The sequence below is a fragment of the Curtobacterium pomorum genome (assembly GCF_044497295.1).
Taxonomy (GTDB): Bacteria; Actinomycetota; Actinomycetes; order Actinomycetales; family Microbacteriaceae; genus Curtobacterium.
Map to the genome: position 1 here is coordinate 823093 of NZ_CP172409.1, position 14061 is coordinate 837153.

Consider the following 14061-nt stretch of genomic DNA (forward strand, 5'->3'; position numbering starts at 1 on the left):
CATGTACTTCCACGCACAGACCTGGATCAACGAGATCGCCGACGGCGAGCCCGACCCGGCAGCCGCGAACGCCCTGCAGGAAGGGCTCGGCGGGCAGTTCGGCGAGATGCGCACGATGATGCAGTACCTGTTCCAGGCGATGAACTTCCGCGGCCCGGCGGCGAAGCCGTACCGCGACCTCATCCAGGGGGTCGGCACCGAGGAGATCAGCCACGTCGAGCTCATCGGCACCACGATCTCCCGCCTGCTCGACGGCTCGCCCGAGTACACCGGCAAGCTCACCGACCCGCTCGACAAGCCCGGTGCGAAGGGTGCGACGCCGCTCAACATCGCACTCGACACGAGCAACATCCACCACTACCTGGTCGGTGCCCAGGGCGCCCTGCCGGTCGATGCGGCCGGCAACCCGTGGAGCGGCAGCTACGTCTACAACTCCGGCAACCTGCCGCTCGACCTGCTGTACAACCTGATGCTCGAGTCCACGGGTCGCCTGCAGAAGTGCCGGATCTACGAGATGACGGACAACCCCACCGCGCGCAGCACCATCGCGTACCTGATCGTCCGCGACCAGGCGCACGAGAACGCCTACGCGAAGGCCCTCGAGACCCTCGGCGTCGACTGGAAGACCCTGCTGCCGATCCCGAAGACGAACGCCGAGCGGTTCCCGGAGGTCAAGGAACTCGTCGACCTCGGGCTGCAGAGCAAGCAGTACAGCTTCGACCTCGACGGGGCGTCCGAGGCAGGCAAGATCTTCCGCGGGGCATCGCCGTCGAAGGACGGCACGGACCTCTCCGCGACCGAGCAGGCCCCGGTGGGAGCGCCGTCGTTCATCGCTCCGGAGCGCCTCGAGGAGTTCGCTCCCGGACTCGACGCCGACCTGCTGGCACTCATCCAGCAGACCGCCGAGCTGGAGCTCGACCAGGCGGAGACGCCGCTCTACGGGCCGGTCGCCTGAGCCCGCCGCCGCAGCTCGCGGATCAGTCGAGGCAGAACTCGTTGCCCTCGATGTCCTGCATCACGATGCAGGACTCGTTCACCTGATCCGCGAGCATGCGGCGGAACTGGGTCGCACCGAGTGCGACCAGGCGTGCGCTCTCGGCGTCGAGCGCGGCGAGGCGCTCCTCGCCGACCAGGCCGGTGCCGACCCGGACGTCCAGGTGCACGCGGTTCTTGACCGTCTTGCCCTCGGGCACCCGCTGGAAGAACAGGCGCGGGCCGGCACCGGTCGGGTCGACGCACGCGAAGGCGGAGTCCTGGTGCTCGGGCGGGAGCGAGGCGTTGAACGCCTGCCAGTCGTCGAACCCGGGCGGGGGAGCAGGGACCTCGTAGCCGAGGACCTCGCACCAGAACCGGGCGACCCGCTCCGGTTCGGCGCAGTCGAACGTCACCTGGACCTGTCGCACCGTTGCCATGCGCGTCAGGGTAATCCTGGCCCGCGGCACCGGTTCTGCAACGGACCACGAGTCGTTCGACGCGTGGACCGTCGGGACACTCGTGTTCCGGCTCGTGTCAGTGCGGTCCGATGACGAACTGCTCACGGACGACCATCACCGTCGCCGCGTCCACGCCGACACTCAGGTGGAGCGGCGGACGGTCGAGGACCAGTCCGAGCGCAGAGCGGACGCGAACGACTTCGGTCCTGGTGAGCCGCTCGGCCCCCCTGTCCCGCCGGGTGACGAGTGACGCGCGGATCGCCAGGTCGTTCAGGTGTCGGTCAGCACGTGCTCCTTCGCCGATGAGGAGCGCGGACGCTTTGGCGACCAGTGCTCCCTGCAGGCTCGGTCGGTTCACACGCCCCGTCCGTCCCGAGACCTCGACGTCGATCGTCTCCGATCGGTCGAGCGCCCCTTGCCCGCCCGGCGCCGCGATCGTCCGACCACCCGTCACACCGACCCGGTTGTCCGCTCGCTCGCCGAGGAAGCGTGGGATGAGGACGTCGATCTGGGCGTCGCCCTTCAGTCATCGGTGTTGCACGCCACGTGTCCCCTCGAGCACGGGCGGTGCTTCGCCGGCAGACTCGAACCCCAGCGCGCTGAGAACCGCGGTGAAGTCGTGGAGGACTCGCGGTTGTGCGCGGACGTCGAGCACGGCGTCAGCGTCTTGAGTGGGCCGGGGCGGGACAGTGCCTCGCTCCCAGCACAACGAATGCACCATCTGCCCGCCCACGAGTGCCCATCCACCCGGGTGGCGTTCGTGGACCTCGAACAGCGCGTGCCACGCTGCCGCCTGGGCCGATGTCATGGCCGGTGCGACGATCGTCACGACGCACGCTGGAGGAGTTCTGCGACCCGGGACCGTTCGCGGACTCCGTCGTGCCCCGCGAGGTCCACCAAGAGCAACCCGAGCGGAAGCGGCGACGGGGGTTTCTGCTCAGAGACGTGCAACAGGACGTTGGGCTGGTCGGACGGGCGCAGGAGGTAGTCGCGCCGGAGTGCATCGGCATCGCTCGCCGCGACACGAGCCTCGAGCTGCCCCGCCGCGGCGATCTCCGAGCGGGGATCGCTGAAGCCCGACTTCACCAGGCGTCCGTCGGCGGCGAGGTCCTCGAGGTCGGCATCGGCCACGCGGAGACGAAGCGCAGGAACCGGGCGGATCCAAGCTCCGAGGATGCGGTCCGGTTCGGCGCTCCGCACGAGTTCGTCCCGGTAGCGGCGAAGACGGACTCGCTCCGGCGCAGAGAGACCATCGATGGACTGACCGGAGAGCGAGGCCAGCAGGTTGCTGCGCATCCGCGCACCGAGCGGTCGACTCGCGGCAGGTCGATGCTCCGACGACTGGTCGACGAGCCACTGGCCGCCGACCCGGCGTGCTCGGATCGATCCCCCTTCGATCAGTGCCCGCACGCGTCGCGACGACAACCCGACGCGGACAGCGAACTCGGCGACACTCTCCTCAGCCATGTACACAAGTGTACCGATGGCGGAACAGAAGTGTAAGTCAGTGCTTCCCGCGAAGACGACCGATGCCGAGGACGATCGCCACGACGACCATGCCGAGGACGACGCCGGCGACCGCCGAGATCGCGGTGTCCACGGTCCACGTCACGACCGGGCCGGCGGCCTCGATCGCGTGCTCGATCGTGTGCAGCAGGTCGTACGGACCGTGCCAGAACGTCTCGGCGAGGTTCGCGATGACCAGGTGCCCGCCGACCCACAGCATGGCGACGGTGCCGATCACGCTGATGACCCGGAAGACCGTCGGCATGGCCCGAACGATCCGCGCTCCGGTGCGACGGGTGCGGCGGACCGAGTTCTTCATCATCTGCAGGCCGACGTCGTCGATCTTCACCAGCAGGGCCACTGCGCCGTAGACGACCGCGGTCATGACGAGCCCGATCACGATGAGGGCACCGAGTGTCGGCCAGAGCCCGAGGTCGGGGTCGAGACCGGCCAGGGCGATGAGCATGATCTCGGTGCTCAGGATGAGGTCGGTCCGGATGGCGCCGAACACGAGCTTCGGTTCGGTGACCGAGTCGGTGGAGCCTGCGCCGTGGTGGACACCGAACCACTCGGTGACCTTCTCCGCGCCCTCGAAGCAGAGGTACGTCCCGCCGATGAGCAGGAGGTACGGCAGCACCCAGGGAGCGAACGCGGTGAGCAGCAGCGCCAGCGGGATGATGATGATGAACTTGTTGAACAGGCTGCCGAGCGCGATGCGCCCGACGACCGGGAGCTCCCGGGCCGGCGCGAGCCCCTGCACGTACTGCGGGGTGACCGCGGCGTCGTCGATGACGACACCGGCGGTCTTCGCGCTCGCCTTCAGGGCCGCGGAGAGGATGTCGTCCACCACGGCGAGCAATCCGACTGACATGACTTCGTTCTCCGCTCGTCCGGGCCTGTGACGGTGCTCAGCGTACTGGGCGCGACCGACCCTGAACGCCACCGGGCCACCGTCCGTAGGCTGACGGCATGGCTGACTTCACCGCTGCCCAGGCCGCCGTCGTGCGGATCGAACGCGCCGAGGAAGGGCGTTGGGACCTCACGGTGATCAGCGACTCGGGCGTGAAGATGGGGCACGGGGTGTACCTGTTCGACGCCGCGCACGACGACGCCGAGGACGAGCAGGCCGCCGCACTCGACTTCGTGCGGGAGTACGGCTTCCGCTTCGAGCGCGACGCCGTGCAGGCCGACGGCCCGGACGCCTACTGGGCGCCGCTGCTGCCGTCCGACCAGCAGTAGTCGTCTACAGCGACGCGATCAACTGCTCGACGCGCGACCGGATGTCGTCGCGGATCGGCCGGACCTGCTCGATGGTGAGCCCTGCCGGGTCGTCGAGGTCCCAGTCCTCGTAGCGCTTGCCGGGGAACACCGGGCAGGCGTCACCGCAGCCCATGGTGATGACGACGTCCGACTCACGCACGGTTTCGGTCTCGAGCACCGCCGGTCGGGCGGCGGCGATGTCGATGCCCTGTTCGGCCATGGCCTGCACGGCGACGGCGTTCACCTGGTCGGCGGGTTCGCTGCCGGCGGAGAACACCCGGACGCGGTCGCCGGCGAGGTGCTGCAGCCACCCCGCGGCCATCTGGGAGCGTCCGGCGTTGTGGACGCAGACGAACAGGACGGCGGGGAGATCGGTCATGCGCCCATCATCCCAGCGACGGCGCCCATCACCCCAGTGCTGATGCCTCGAACCCGATGAGCCACGTGACGCCGAACGCGTCCCGCACGGTTCCGTCCCAGTCGCCCCACGGTCGCTGCTGCAGTGGGTCGACGACCGTGCCACCCTCGGCGAGTGCGTCGAACCAGTGCCGCAGTACGTCGGGTTCGTCGGCGCCGAGTAGCGAGAACAGCAATCCGGTCGACGCGAACGGCTCGTCGGTCTCGCTCGCGTCCGCGGCGAAGAGCTGGAGTCCGCCGGTGAGCTGCCCGTGGGCGACTGCGTCGGCGGGGCCGTCGGTCCGTGAGAAGTCGGCGTAGGTCGCAATCCGGACCTCGCCGCCGAAGACCCCTCGCCAGTGCTCGAGGGCCTGCCTGGCGGTGCCGGCGAACTGGAAGTACGGCGACGGTCCGGTGACGTTCATGCCCGGACGATACCGCCGGACGACGGCGCGCGTCCGCTCGTCAGGCGCTCGGGGCGATGCCGTCGAACGCGCGTCGCAGGATCGCGGCCGCGTCGGGGTCGTCGCCCGTGGCCCAGGTGGTGATCGCCACGTCGAAGCAACCGAGGGCCGCCTGCACGAGGACTCGTGCGTGCAGCTCGGCGTCGGGCCCGTGGAGCTGCTCGACGACGAGGGGCGTCAGGACGTCCGCCCAGGCCTGGTGCTTCTCGAGGTTCCGTGCGCGCAGTGACGCCGTGCTCGTCATCACGCGGACGGATCGTCGTCCGGTCTCGGGGTCGTCGGTGCTGCCGCGCTCGAGCATCTCGGCGAACGCCTCGCGCAGCGCGGGCCACACCGGCTGGGTCGTCGACCGAGACCGGAACGCCTCGGCGAGCGCGTCCCGGTGTCGCGCGGGGTCGCCGATGACGGCGTCCTCCTTCGCGGGGAAGTACCGGTGGAAGCTCCGCGCCGAGATCCCCACCTCGGCGGCGACCTGTTCCACGGTGACGTTCTCGAACCCGTCGGTGTCGAACCGCTCGAGTGCCACGGCGGCGATGCGCGCGCGGACGGCGTCGCGGGTGATGTCCCGCAGGCCGGTTCGCACGTCGCTCACGGGCCGATCGTACCGCGACGTCATCTTCGGTCCAAGTTGTCAGACTCTGACAATCGTGGCGTACATTGCCACTCGCATGACCACCACACGTCACGAAGGGACGGCACCATGCAGCAACGCACCCTCGGCCGACAGGGCCTCACCGTCAGCGCCATCGGCTACGGCGCCATGGGCACCACGTTCGCCTACGGACCCGGCGACGACACCGAGTCCGTCGCCGCGATCCGGCACGCACACGAACTCGGCGTCACGCACTTCGACACGGCCGAGCTGTACGGCTGGGGGACCGGCGAGCGGCTCCTCGGCGCGGCGCTCGCCCCGATCCGCGACGAGGTGACGATCGCCACGAAGTTCGGGTTCACCCCCGAGGCGTACGCACCGGACTCCCGACCGGAGCACATCCGCCAGGTGGTGGACGCGAGCCTGCAGAACCTCGGCACCGACTCGATCGACCTGCTCTACCAGCACGTCCACGACCCGGCCGTCCCGATCGAGGACGTCGTCGGCGTGATGCAGGAGTTCGTGCAGGCCGGCAAGGTCCGGTACCTCGGCCTGTCGAACACCGATGCCGACCAGATCCGCCGGGCGCATGCGGTCCACCCGATCTCGGCGTTCCAGACCGAGTACTCCGTCTTCTCGCGCGAGTCCGAGGCGCTCTTCCCCCTCGTCGACGAGCTCGGCATCGGCGTCGTCGCCTACTCGCCGCTGGCGCGCGGCTTCCTGAGCGGTGCCGTGCAGCCGGCGAGCGCGTACGCGGCCGACGACATCCGCCAGCAGCTCGAGTGGTGGGCGCCGGAGCACTTCGACGCGAACGTCGCCGTCGTCACCGCACTCACCGAGATCGCCGACGCGAAGGGCATCTCGCTCTCGCAGCTCGCGTTGGCCTGGGTCCTGGCGAAGCGCGCCGACCTGGTCCCGATCCCCGGATCGCGCAACCCCGGACGCGTCGCCGAGAACGTCGCAGCCGCCGGGGTGCGGCTCACTGACGACGAGGTGGCGCGCATCGACGCGCTGTCGCGCGACGTCCGTGGGAAGCGCGCGATGGGCTGAACCCGGCCGGGTGTCGGACTGGAGGCCCGTGGCACGCCCGCCACGGGCCTCCAGTCCGTCCGGTGGTCGTGTCCAGAGCGCGTCTCAGGCGAGCAGGGCGAGTGCGCGGTCCACGACGTCCTCCGGACGGCCGTCGCCGTGCAGCGCCCACCAGGTGAGGGCCGCGCTCGCCGCGGCCGCCAGGGCGTGCGCGCGCACCGACACCGCGAGGTCGTCGGGCGTCGCGCCGTCCCGCTCGGCCACGAACCGGACGATGTCGTCGGTCAGGGTCGTGACCGTGGCTGCGCCGACGTGTTCGAGTGAGGGGTTCGCGCGGATGACGCGGAGGCGGTGGCGGGTGACCTCCACGGCGTCGTCGGGGAAGGTCGCGCCGATCCGGTAGGCCGCGCGCAGGGCGACCGACGATGACTCCGTGGACGGCCGCTCCCGCAGTGCGTCACCGAACCGCGAGGCGAACTCGTCGAGCCCGCCCCAGACGAGTGCCGCCTTGTTCGGGAACAGCCGGAACAACGATCGACGGCTCACCCCGGCGGCCGTGGCGACGTCGTCCATCGAGACGGCGTCGAAGCCCTGCTCATCGAACAGGCGCAGCGCCACGAGGGACACCGCGTCGGGGTCGATCGTGCGGGGGCGTCCCGTCGGGCGGTCGCTCGTCGCCCGGTCGCTCGTCGAGCTCATGGAGTCCTTTCGGCACTGAGTGCTATAACCATCGTGGCGCAGCGAGCGCCTCTCAGTGAGGAGACGACATGACCGACACCACCGCCGGACGGTTCACCGGCAGGACCATCATCGTCACCGGGGCGGGCTCCGGCATCGGACGCGCCACGGCGACGCGCATCGCAAACGAGGGCGGGCGCGTGATCGCGACCGACGTCGTCGCCGAGCGGCTCGACGCCCTCCGCTCCGAACTCGACGGTTTCGACGTCGAGACCGTCGTCGGGGACGTCGCCGCGACCGAGACGATCGACGCACTCATCGCCGCCGCGGGCGATCGCATCGACGGACTGGCGAACGTCGCCGGCATCATGGACGCCTTCCTGCCGCCGAGCGAGGTCGACGACGCCACCTGGGACCGCGTCTTCAGCGTCAACGTCACCGGGCCGATGCGCCTCACCCGCGCCGTCCTGCCGCACATTATCGCCGCCGGTCGCGGCGCCGTCGTGAACGTCGCCTCCGAGGCCGCACTCCGTGCCTCGGCCGCGGGCGCCGCGTACACGGCGTCGAAGCACGCGATCGCCGGGTTCACCAAGAGCGTGGCGTTCTTCCACGGGCCGCAGGGCATCCGGGCCAACGCGGTCGCGCCGGGTGCGGTCGCGACGAACATCGAGGCGCCGATGCGCAGCGAGTACGCCGCCAGCCGAGTGGGCCCCATCATGCAGGTCGCGATCCCGCCGGTCGCCCAGCCCGAACAGCTCGCCGCGGCCATCACCTGGCTCCTCAGCGACGACTCCGCCAACGTGAACGGCGCCGTGCTGCCGAGTGACGGCGGGTGGTCGGTCGTCTGAGGAAAATGCTCAGATACGAGTAGAAATCTACTAGAAGTGGTAGATTTCTACTCGTATTCGATCGGAGGTTCCGATGCAGTTGCAAAGCCCCTTCGCGACGGTGACCACCTCCGTGGACGGCGATGTGCTCGCCGTGTTGGCACGAGCGCCAGGACCGATGACGATCTCGGACATCTGCAGCCTGGTGCCGGACCGGTCGTACGCCGGGGTCCGGAACAGTGCGGATCGGCTGGTCGAGCAGGGTGTCGTCGACGGGCACCGGACCGGACGGACGAAGTCGTTCAGCCTGAACCGGGAACACCTCGCCGCCGATGCGATCACCGCTCTGGCCGATCTCCGGCGCGCGCTCCTCGAACGACTCCGATCGGGCTGTCGATCGATCCCCCTCCGATACGCCGCGCTCTTCGGATCCGGCGCCCGTGGTGAGATGCGGCCGGACAGCGACCTCGATGTCTGCTTCATCGTCGAGCACGGCCGACGTGCGGAGGCCGAGGACCGGATCCACGCGTTGTGCCGTGCGGCCGGTCGGTGGACCGGGAACGCCGTGCGGCCGGTCCTCTTCGACGAGGACGAGATCGACGGCACCGACTCGCTCCTCGCATCGGTTGCCCGAGACGGTATTCCCATCGCAGGCGATGGTCGATGGCTGTCCCGGAAGCTCCGTACCCTGACTGGATGACCCCGCGAATCGGCACCACCGCACCGGGCGACGAGTCGTTCCGGAGGGGCCGGCTCGCCAAGGCGACGGAGTTCCTCGAAGCTGCAGAGGCCCTCCGCGCGCTCGGCGGTGACGCAGGGGTCTTCACTGCCGGATCGCAGTTCGCGAACGCCTTCGTCACGCAGTGCGTCCTCAGCGGCATCGCCGCGGCTGACGCGATCTGCGTCGCTCGGACCGGCGAGTACTCGCGATCGGGAGCACACGACGAAGCGCTACCCGTGCTGCGTGCGGCTGCTGGACAGTCGGTCGCGAAGCACCTCGAGGTGCTGTTGGCGGTGAAGACCAAAGCCGAGTACAACGCGCGGTCGGTCAGCGACAGCGACATCGTGCGCGCCGGGGAAGCGGCCGAGGCCCTCGAGGTGGCCGCGCGGTCGGTCTGACGCGCCGGTCGATCCGGAGCGGCTGGCCCGCCTACACTGCCGACATGACCGAGGTCCCCGTCGCGCGCTCCGAGTGGGGCCGGTTCGCCCCCGACTCCGTCGAACGCCGGATGCTCGAACACACCGGGGTCGCTCTCGGACTCGTCCTCCGCCCGCGCACGGTCGTCCTCGACCGCGCCCGGGTCGAGGTCGAGGGCATCGACGACGCCGACCGCGTGGTCGTGCAGCTCGTCGCGAACCAGGGCGCCTACAAGCCCGCCTGGCGCAACAAGGTGATGGCGGACCTGTTCAAGCTGCTGTGGCTGCGGCGGTCGGTCCCCGGGGTCGAGCGTGCCGTGCTCGTCGTCGCCGAGCCCGCAGCGAGGGCGCTCGCCGGGTGGGTCGCGGTCGCCGCCGAGGACCTCGGCGTCGAGGTGCTCGTCTGGGACGGCGAGACCGCCGCACCGTCACCGCGCTGAGCCGTCGCACGCGTTCACACGTTCGCAACACATGTGGTCCGACGCCGTAACACGGGCGCCCTAACCTCGTCACCAGCAGCGGATTTCCGCGTCGCAGACCACCCGAGCTCGCGACGCACGCTCTCCGCCATACGAGATCGAGCCTGCGTGCTCGCCGACGGTATGGAGGAACGGATGACCACATCAGCGGTCCGCGTGGACGCGGTGCGCAAGGTCTACGGCAGCGGCCCGAGCGCCATGGTCGCGCTCGACGACGCCCGGCTGACGATCGAGCCCGGCAAGTTCGTGTCGCTCATCGGCCCGAGCGGCTGCGGGAAGTCGACGCTGCTCCGGCTCGTGGCCGGGCTCGAGCCCGCCGACCGCGGTGACGTCCGGGTGCACGGGGTCACCCCGGCGCAGGCGTGCGCGGCGAAGCTCATCGGGCTCGTCCCCCAGACGCCGGCGCTGCTGCCCTGGCTCACGGTGTTGCAGAACGTCTCCCTCGCCGCCCGCGTGAACCCCGGCGCCGGCCGACGTCGTGCCGCCATCGACGACCTCGAGGAGCGCGGCACCGGTGCCGGTCCGGACATGCGTGAGCTCCTGCGCATGGCGGGCCTCGGCGAAGCGATGGACAAGCTCCCCGCGCAGCTGTCCGGCGGCATGCAGCAGCGCGCCGCGATCGTCCGGGCCTTCGGGCTGCGCCCCGACGTGCTGCTGATGGACGAGCCGTTCTCGGCACTCGACGAGTTCACCCGCGAGAGCCTGCAGGACCAGCTGCTCGACCTGTGGGACGAGCTGCGCACGACGGTCCTCTTCGTGACGCACTCGGTGTCCGAGGCCGTCCGGATGTCGGACACCGTCGTCGTGATGGCGCCGCGCCCCGGCCGGATCGTCGACGTCATCGACATCGACCTGCCCCGCCCGCGCAACCAGCGGCTGTTCGAGGAACAGCGGTTCCACGAGTACGAAGACCTCGTCCGGACCCGCCTGCACAGTGCCTGGCGCACGGCCGATGCGGCCTGAGGGAGACGGGACCATGAGCGCGACCACCACCTCCACGCCCGCCGCGACCGTCACCACTGCCGACGCCGAGCGGCGCACCAGCCGCAGATCCGTGCCCGGTTGGCTCCGACCGACCGTCTGGTTGCCCCTCGTCGTGATGCTCGCCGTCCTGGCGGTGCTCTGGCAGATCGGTGCGACGGCCATGCCGTACCTGCTGCCGCCGTTGCCCGCGGTGGGGGAGACCCTCGCCACGCAGCTGCCTTACTACCTGCAGAACGCCGGCATCACCCTGGCGGAGTCGCTCGTCGGCCTGGCCATCGGGTTCCTCGCCGCCTTCGTGCTCGCGGTGCTGACGAGTGAGCTGCCGATCGTCCGCCGTGCGGTCATGCCGATCGCCATCGTGCTGAACGTCACGCCCCTCGTCGCGATCGCTCCGGCCCTGGTCGTGGCGTTCGGGTTCGGGCCGCTGCCGAAGCTCGTCATCACGGCACTCATCTGCTTCTTCCCGATCCTGATCAACACCGCCGCGGGCCTGCGGTCCGTGCCGCAGCCCGTGCTGCAGGTGTACCGGACGATCGACGCGTCCCGGTTCGAGATGCTCGTGCACCTGCGGATCCCGAACGCCCTGCCGTTCGTGTTCGCAGCCCTGCGGATCGTGTTCCCGCTGTCGATCATCGGCGCGGTCGTCGCGGAGCTGTCCGCCTCGGGATCGACCGGGGGACTCGGCACCGTGATCAGCACGGCGTCGTCGATGAACCAGCTCGAGGTCGTCTACGCGGCGATCGCGATCCTCGCGGTGATGGGCGTGGTCCTGCTCGGACTCATCACCCTCGTGGAGCGACGCGTCCTGCACTGGCACCGCACCGCGAACGACTGACACGCGGTCCGCCGGCCGCACCACGCGGCCGCCCCGCGGCCCTGCCGCACCACCCGCCGGCGCGAGCCTGCCCGCGCGACGTCAGCCGCGCCTCCAGGCCGACGTCAGCCGCCCCACCGCCCCACCCGCACCTGCCCTGCACCACCCATCCCTTCCCACAGGAGTGACCATGCAGCACAGCACCACGCAGCACAGCACGCGCCGCACCACGCGCCGCACCACGGCCGCACTCGCGGCCCTCGCCACCGCCGTCGTCGCCCTCGCGCTCACCGGCTGCAGCACCGGCTCCAGCGCCGGCACCACCTCGTCCGAGGGCAGCGCGATCTCGGCCGAGCGGTGCAAGGAGAACAAGGCCGCCGGCACGATCACCTACCTGTCCGGCTACCAGTACCAGTCGTCGGCGTCGATCCTCGAGTACATCGCGGCGGACGAGCTCGGCTACTTCAAGGACCTCTGCCTCGACGTCACGCTGAAGCCCGGGTCCGGTGACACCGCACAGAACACGAAGCTCCTCGCGAGCGGCCAGGCCACCGTCTCCGCCGTCGCCGAGCAGGACCTCATCCAGGCCCGCGCGAACGGCATCGACATCACCGGGATCTCGTCGTACTCGAACGCCGGCCTCGACGTCCTGATGACGAACAAGGACATCACCAAGCTGCCGCAGCTCGACGGCCAGGTCGTCGGCCACAAGGGCTACGTCCCCGCGTCGGTCCGGGCGATGATGGAGAAGGCCGGTGTGGAGTGGGACTCCCTCACACTGGTGAAGGAGGGCTACGACCCGTCCGTCCTGCCCCGCAAGCAGAACGGCCTCGAGGCGCTGACCGGCTTCGTGTCGAACGAGCCGAACCTGCTCAAGGCCGCCGGTGACGACGTCACCGTCTGGCAGCCCGTCGACTACGACATCCCCTCGTCGATCGGCGCCATGGCCGTGAACCCGGCGTTCGCGAAGGCGCACCCGACCGCGGTCGAGGACGTCCTGCGCGCAGCCCTGCACGCCTACGACTTCTGCTCCGCGAGCGAGGCGAAGACGAAGCAGTGCGTCGGGTACGCCGCGAAGCTGTCCGGCGCCACCTACGACACGGCCCAGAACACCAAGATCTGGACGACCGAGACGAAGGTCATCGCGGACAACCCGACGCCGGACCAGCCGCTCGGCGGCATCGACCCGGAGAACGTGACGAAGCTCGTCGACATGCTGCACCAGTTCGACATCGTCAAGCGCTCCGTGACCGCCGACGACGCGAAGAGCTGGTTCACGAACGAGTACATCGACGCCATCACGAAGGACGGCGAGACCGTGTGGCCCGCACCGTGAGCCCCATCGTCACCGAGTGTTCCGCAACGACCAGAAAGGCGGCGTGAGATGCCCGCGAAGGAGTACGGGATCTTCCTCCCGATCGGCAACGGCGGGTGGATGCTCTCCACCACGGCACCCCACCCCGAGGCGACCTACGCCTGGAACAAGCGTGCGGCGCTGCACGCCGAGACGATCGGCCTGGACTTCGTGATGTCGATGGCGAAGTGGCGCGGCTTCGGCGGCTCCACGGACCACTGGGGCCGGTCCCTGGAGTCGATGACGATGATGGCCGGGATCGCCGAGGCCACCGAGCGGGTCAAGATCTGGGCGACGATGCACGCCAACGTCCACAACCCGGCGGTCGCCGCCAAGATGTACACGACGCTGCAGGACATCTCCGGCGGCCGGGCCGGCATGAACATCGTCAACGGCGCCTACGCGGCGGAGTTCGAGCAGTTCGGGATCTGGGACGCGGCCCTCAGCCACGCCGACCGGTACCGGATGACGGAGCTCTGGACCGAGGCGGTCACGCGCCTGTGGACCGAGGACAGCGTGACGATGCACACGCCGTACTTCGACCTCGACGCGTGCGAGTCCCGCCCCCACCCCGTGTCGCGCCCGACCATCATCAGTGCCGGCAAGTCCGAGGCGGCCAGGGCGTTCCAGGCGAAGCACGCCGACGGGGCCTTCCTGGCGGCGGACAGCCTCGACGAGATGCGCGAGTTGTCCCGCGACGTGCACGACCGCGCCGCCGCCGAGGGCCGCGAATGCCGCACGTACTCGATGCTCACGGTGGTCCAGGGCGAGACCGACGCCGCCGCCCAGCGGAAGGTGCGCGAGTGGGGTGCCGGCGTCGACCGACAGGCGCTGGCCTCGATGCGGGCGTCGTGGGGCGTCCCCGCCGAGCAGGCACGGGCGTGGGCGGACGGTGCCGCTGGCGAGGACGCGTTCCAGACCGCGTACGTCGCCGGGTCGGCCGAGACCGTCACCGAGCACATCGAGTACATCGTCGACCGGGGCGAGCTCGACGGCCTGATGCTGATCTTCCCCGAGTACGACCAGGACATGGTGCTGTTCGGTGAGACCGTCCTGCCCGCGCTCCGCCAGCACGACGCGGCGGTCGTCCGGTGACCGGGGGAGTCGA

The 14061-nt window shown here is 70.1% G+C and carries 19 protein-coding genes; 11 read left to right on the forward strand and 8 right to left on the reverse strand.

Annotated features, from left to right (window positions below):
• Position 1 precedes the first annotated feature (1 nt).
• A complete protein-coding gene (locus ACGH48_RS04015; RefSeq protein WP_340197305.1) occupies positions 2-955 on the forward strand; it encodes a manganese catalase family protein in 954 nt (317 codons plus the stop codon).
• A gap of 22 nt (positions 956-977) precedes the next feature.
• Here ACGH48_RS04015 and ACGH48_RS04020 read toward each other — a convergent pair whose 3' ends face one another.
• The 4 genes from ACGH48_RS04020 to ACGH48_RS04035 all read right to left on the reverse strand — a co-directional run bounded on the left by ACGH48_RS04020 (position 978) and on the right by ACGH48_RS04035 (position 3810).
• Positions 978-1412: a VOC family protein gene (locus ACGH48_RS04020; RefSeq protein ID WP_340197304.1), complete on the reverse strand. Its 435-nt coding sequence runs from the start codon at positions 1410-1412 to the stop codon at positions 978-980.
• A 97-nt stretch (positions 1413-1509) separates the two neighbouring features.
• Entirely contained in the window at positions 1510-1791 is a 282-nt protein-coding gene (locus ACGH48_RS04025) for a hypothetical protein (RefSeq protein ID WP_396290270.1), read from the reverse strand.
• A 467-nt stretch (positions 1792-2258) separates the two neighbouring features.
• Positions 2259-2900 carry a hypothetical protein gene (locus tag ACGH48_RS04030; RefSeq protein ID WP_396290271.1) on the reverse strand — a complete coding sequence of 214 codons (642 nt, stop codon included), beginning with the start codon at positions 2898-2900 and terminating at the stop codon, positions 2259-2261.
• Between the two features lie 37 nt (positions 2901-2937).
• On the reverse strand, positions 2938-3810 hold the full coding sequence (locus tag ACGH48_RS04035; RefSeq protein WP_123313167.1) for a DUF808 domain-containing protein: 873 nt from the start codon (positions 3808-3810) through the stop codon (positions 2938-2940).
• Between the two features lie 98 nt (positions 3811-3908).
• On the opposite strand from ACGH48_RS04035, the gene ACGH48_RS04040 reads away from it, so the two are divergent.
• Entirely contained in the window at positions 3909-4178 is a 270-nt protein-coding gene (locus tag ACGH48_RS04040; RefSeq protein ID WP_111086890.1) for a hypothetical protein, read from the forward strand.
• A gap of 4 nt (positions 4179-4182) precedes the next feature.
• On the opposite strand, the gene ACGH48_RS04045 is transcribed toward ACGH48_RS04040, so the two are convergent.
• Genes ACGH48_RS04045 through ACGH48_RS04055 form a run of 3 tightly spaced genes read right to left on the reverse strand, consistent with a single transcriptional unit; the run spans position 4183 to position 5651 of the window.
• Complete coding sequence (locus ACGH48_RS04045; protein WP_396290273.1) at positions 4183-4578, reverse strand: arsenate reductase ArsC; 396 nt, start codon at positions 4576-4578, stop codon at positions 4183-4185.
• A gap of 28 nt (positions 4579-4606) precedes the next feature.
• Complete coding sequence (locus tag ACGH48_RS04050; RefSeq protein ID WP_396290274.1) at positions 4607-5020, reverse strand: VOC family protein; 414 nt, start codon at positions 5018-5020, stop codon at positions 4607-4609.
• 40 nt (positions 5021-5060) lie between these two features.
• Positions 5061-5651, reverse strand: a complete 591-nt coding sequence (locus ACGH48_RS04055) for a TetR/AcrR family transcriptional regulator (RefSeq protein WP_396290275.1) — start codon at positions 5649-5651, stop codon at positions 5061-5063.
• Between the two features lie 108 nt (positions 5652-5759).
• Here ACGH48_RS04055 and ACGH48_RS04060 point away from each other — a divergent pair, with 108 nt between their 5' ends.
• Positions 5760-6701, forward strand: coding sequence for an aldo/keto reductase (locus ACGH48_RS04060; protein ID WP_396290276.1), 942 nt, complete (start codon positions 5760-5762; stop codon positions 6699-6701).
• A gap of 84 nt (positions 6702-6785) precedes the next feature.
• Here ACGH48_RS04060 and ACGH48_RS04065 read toward each other — a convergent pair whose 3' ends face one another.
• Positions 6786-7379 carry a TetR family transcriptional regulator gene (locus ACGH48_RS04065; RefSeq protein WP_396290277.1) on the reverse strand — a complete coding sequence of 198 codons (594 nt, stop codon included), beginning with the start codon at positions 7377-7379 and terminating at the stop codon, positions 6786-6788.
• A gap of 68 nt (positions 7380-7447) precedes the next feature.
• Here ACGH48_RS04065 and ACGH48_RS04070 point away from each other — a divergent pair, with 68 nt between their 5' ends.
• From ACGH48_RS04070 to ACGH48_RS04105, 8 genes are all read left to right on the forward strand, one after another.
• Positions 7448-8206 carry an SDR family NAD(P)-dependent oxidoreductase gene (locus ACGH48_RS04070; protein WP_396290278.1) on the forward strand — a complete coding sequence of 253 codons (759 nt, stop codon included), beginning with the start codon at positions 7448-7450 and terminating at the stop codon, positions 8204-8206.
• 157 nt (positions 8207-8363) lie between these two features.
• Positions 8364-8885: a nucleotidyltransferase domain-containing protein gene (locus tag ACGH48_RS04075; protein WP_396290279.1), complete on the forward strand. Its 522-nt coding sequence runs from the start codon at positions 8364-8366 to the stop codon at positions 8883-8885.
• On the forward strand, positions 8882-9304 hold the full coding sequence (locus ACGH48_RS04080; RefSeq protein WP_396290280.1) for a hypothetical protein: 423 nt from the start codon (positions 8882-8884) through the stop codon (positions 9302-9304). The genes ACGH48_RS04075 and ACGH48_RS04080 overlap by 4 nt, the downstream gene beginning before the upstream one ends.
• Positions 9305-9348: 44 nt before the next feature.
• Positions 9349-9762 (forward strand): hypothetical protein, encoded by a 414-nt coding sequence (locus ACGH48_RS04085; protein WP_123313177.1) that lies wholly within the window; start codon positions 9349-9351, stop codon positions 9760-9762.
• Positions 9763-9936: 174 nt separating this feature from the next.
• Positions 9937-10764, forward strand: coding sequence for an ABC transporter ATP-binding protein (locus tag ACGH48_RS04090; protein ID WP_123313594.1), 828 nt, complete (start codon positions 9937-9939; stop codon positions 10762-10764).
• Positions 10765-10777: 13 nt separating this feature from the next.
• Positions 10778-11620, forward strand: a complete 843-nt coding sequence (locus ACGH48_RS04095; RefSeq protein ID WP_396290281.1) for an ABC transporter permease — start codon at positions 10778-10780, stop codon at positions 11618-11620.
• A 169-nt stretch (positions 11621-11789) separates the two neighbouring features.
• A complete protein-coding gene (locus tag ACGH48_RS04100) occupies positions 11790-12935 on the forward strand; it encodes an ABC transporter substrate-binding protein (protein ID WP_396290282.1) in 1146 nt (381 codons plus the stop codon).
• A gap of 48 nt (positions 12936-12983) precedes the next feature.
• Positions 12984-14048, forward strand: a complete 1065-nt coding sequence (locus ACGH48_RS04105; RefSeq protein WP_123313179.1) for an LLM class flavin-dependent oxidoreductase — start codon at positions 12984-12986, stop codon at positions 14046-14048.
• The last annotated feature ends 13 nt before the right edge of the window (positions 14049-14061 follow it).

Bases quoted from the DNA above. Each gene is read 5' to 3' on its own strand.
- ACGH48_RS04105 (WP_123313179.1), top strand. From the start codon at position 12,984: ATGCCCGCGAAGGAGTACGGGATCTTCCTCCCGATCGGCAACGGCGGG.
- ACGH48_RS04030 (WP_396290271.1), bottom strand. From the start codon at position 2,900: ATGGCTGAGGAGAGTGTCGCCGAGTTCGCTGTCCGCGTCGGGTTGTCG.
- ACGH48_RS04080 (WP_396290280.1), top strand. From the start codon at position 8,882: ATGACCCCGCGAATCGGCACCACCGCACCGGGCGACGAGTCGTTCCGG.
- ACGH48_RS04100 (WP_396290282.1), top strand. From the start codon at position 11,790: ATGCAGCACAGCACCACGCAGCACAGCACGCGCCGCACCACGCGCCGC.
- ACGH48_RS04095 (WP_396290281.1), top strand. From the start codon at position 10,778: ATGAGCGCGACCACCACCTCCACGCCCGCCGCGACCGTCACCACTGCC.
- ACGH48_RS04060 (WP_396290276.1), top strand. From the start codon at position 5,760: ATGCAGCAACGCACCCTCGGCCGACAGGGCCTCACCGTCAGCGCCATC.
- ACGH48_RS04040 (WP_111086890.1), top strand. From the start codon at position 3,909: ATGGCTGACTTCACCGCTGCCCAGGCCGCCGTCGTGCGGATCGAACGC.
- ACGH48_RS04065 (WP_396290277.1), bottom strand. From the start codon at position 7,379: ATGAGCTCGACGAGCGACCGGGCGACGAGCGACCGCCCGACGGGACGC.
- ACGH48_RS04075 (WP_396290279.1), top strand. From the start codon at position 8,364: ATGACGATCTCGGACATCTGCAGCCTGGTGCCGGACCGGTCGTACGCC.
- ACGH48_RS04090 (WP_123313594.1), top strand. From the start codon at position 9,937: ATGACCACATCAGCGGTCCGCGTGGACGCGGTGCGCAAGGTCTACGGC.
- ACGH48_RS04045 (WP_396290273.1), bottom strand. From the start codon at position 4,578: ATGACCGATCTCCCCGCCGTCCTGTTCGTCTGCGTCCACAACGCCGGA.
- ACGH48_RS04085 (WP_123313177.1), top strand. From the start codon at position 9,349: ATGACCGAGGTCCCCGTCGCGCGCTCCGAGTGGGGCCGGTTCGCCCCC.
- ACGH48_RS04035 (WP_123313167.1), bottom strand. From the start codon at position 3,810: ATGTCAGTCGGATTGCTCGCCGTGGTGGACGACATCCTCTCCGCGGCC.
- ACGH48_RS04070 (WP_396290278.1), top strand. From the start codon at position 7,448: ATGACCGACACCACCGCCGGACGGTTCACCGGCAGGACCATCATCGTC.
- ACGH48_RS04015 (WP_340197305.1), top strand. From the start codon at position 2: ATGTACTTCCACGCACAGACCTGGATCAACGAGATCGCCGACGGCGAG.
- ACGH48_RS04050 (WP_396290274.1), bottom strand. From the start codon at position 5,020: ATGAACGTCACCGGACCGTCGCCGTACTTCCAGTTCGCCGGCACCGCC.
- ACGH48_RS04020 (WP_340197304.1), bottom strand. From the start codon at position 1,412: ATGGCAACGGTGCGACAGGTCCAGGTGACGTTCGACTGCGCCGAACCG.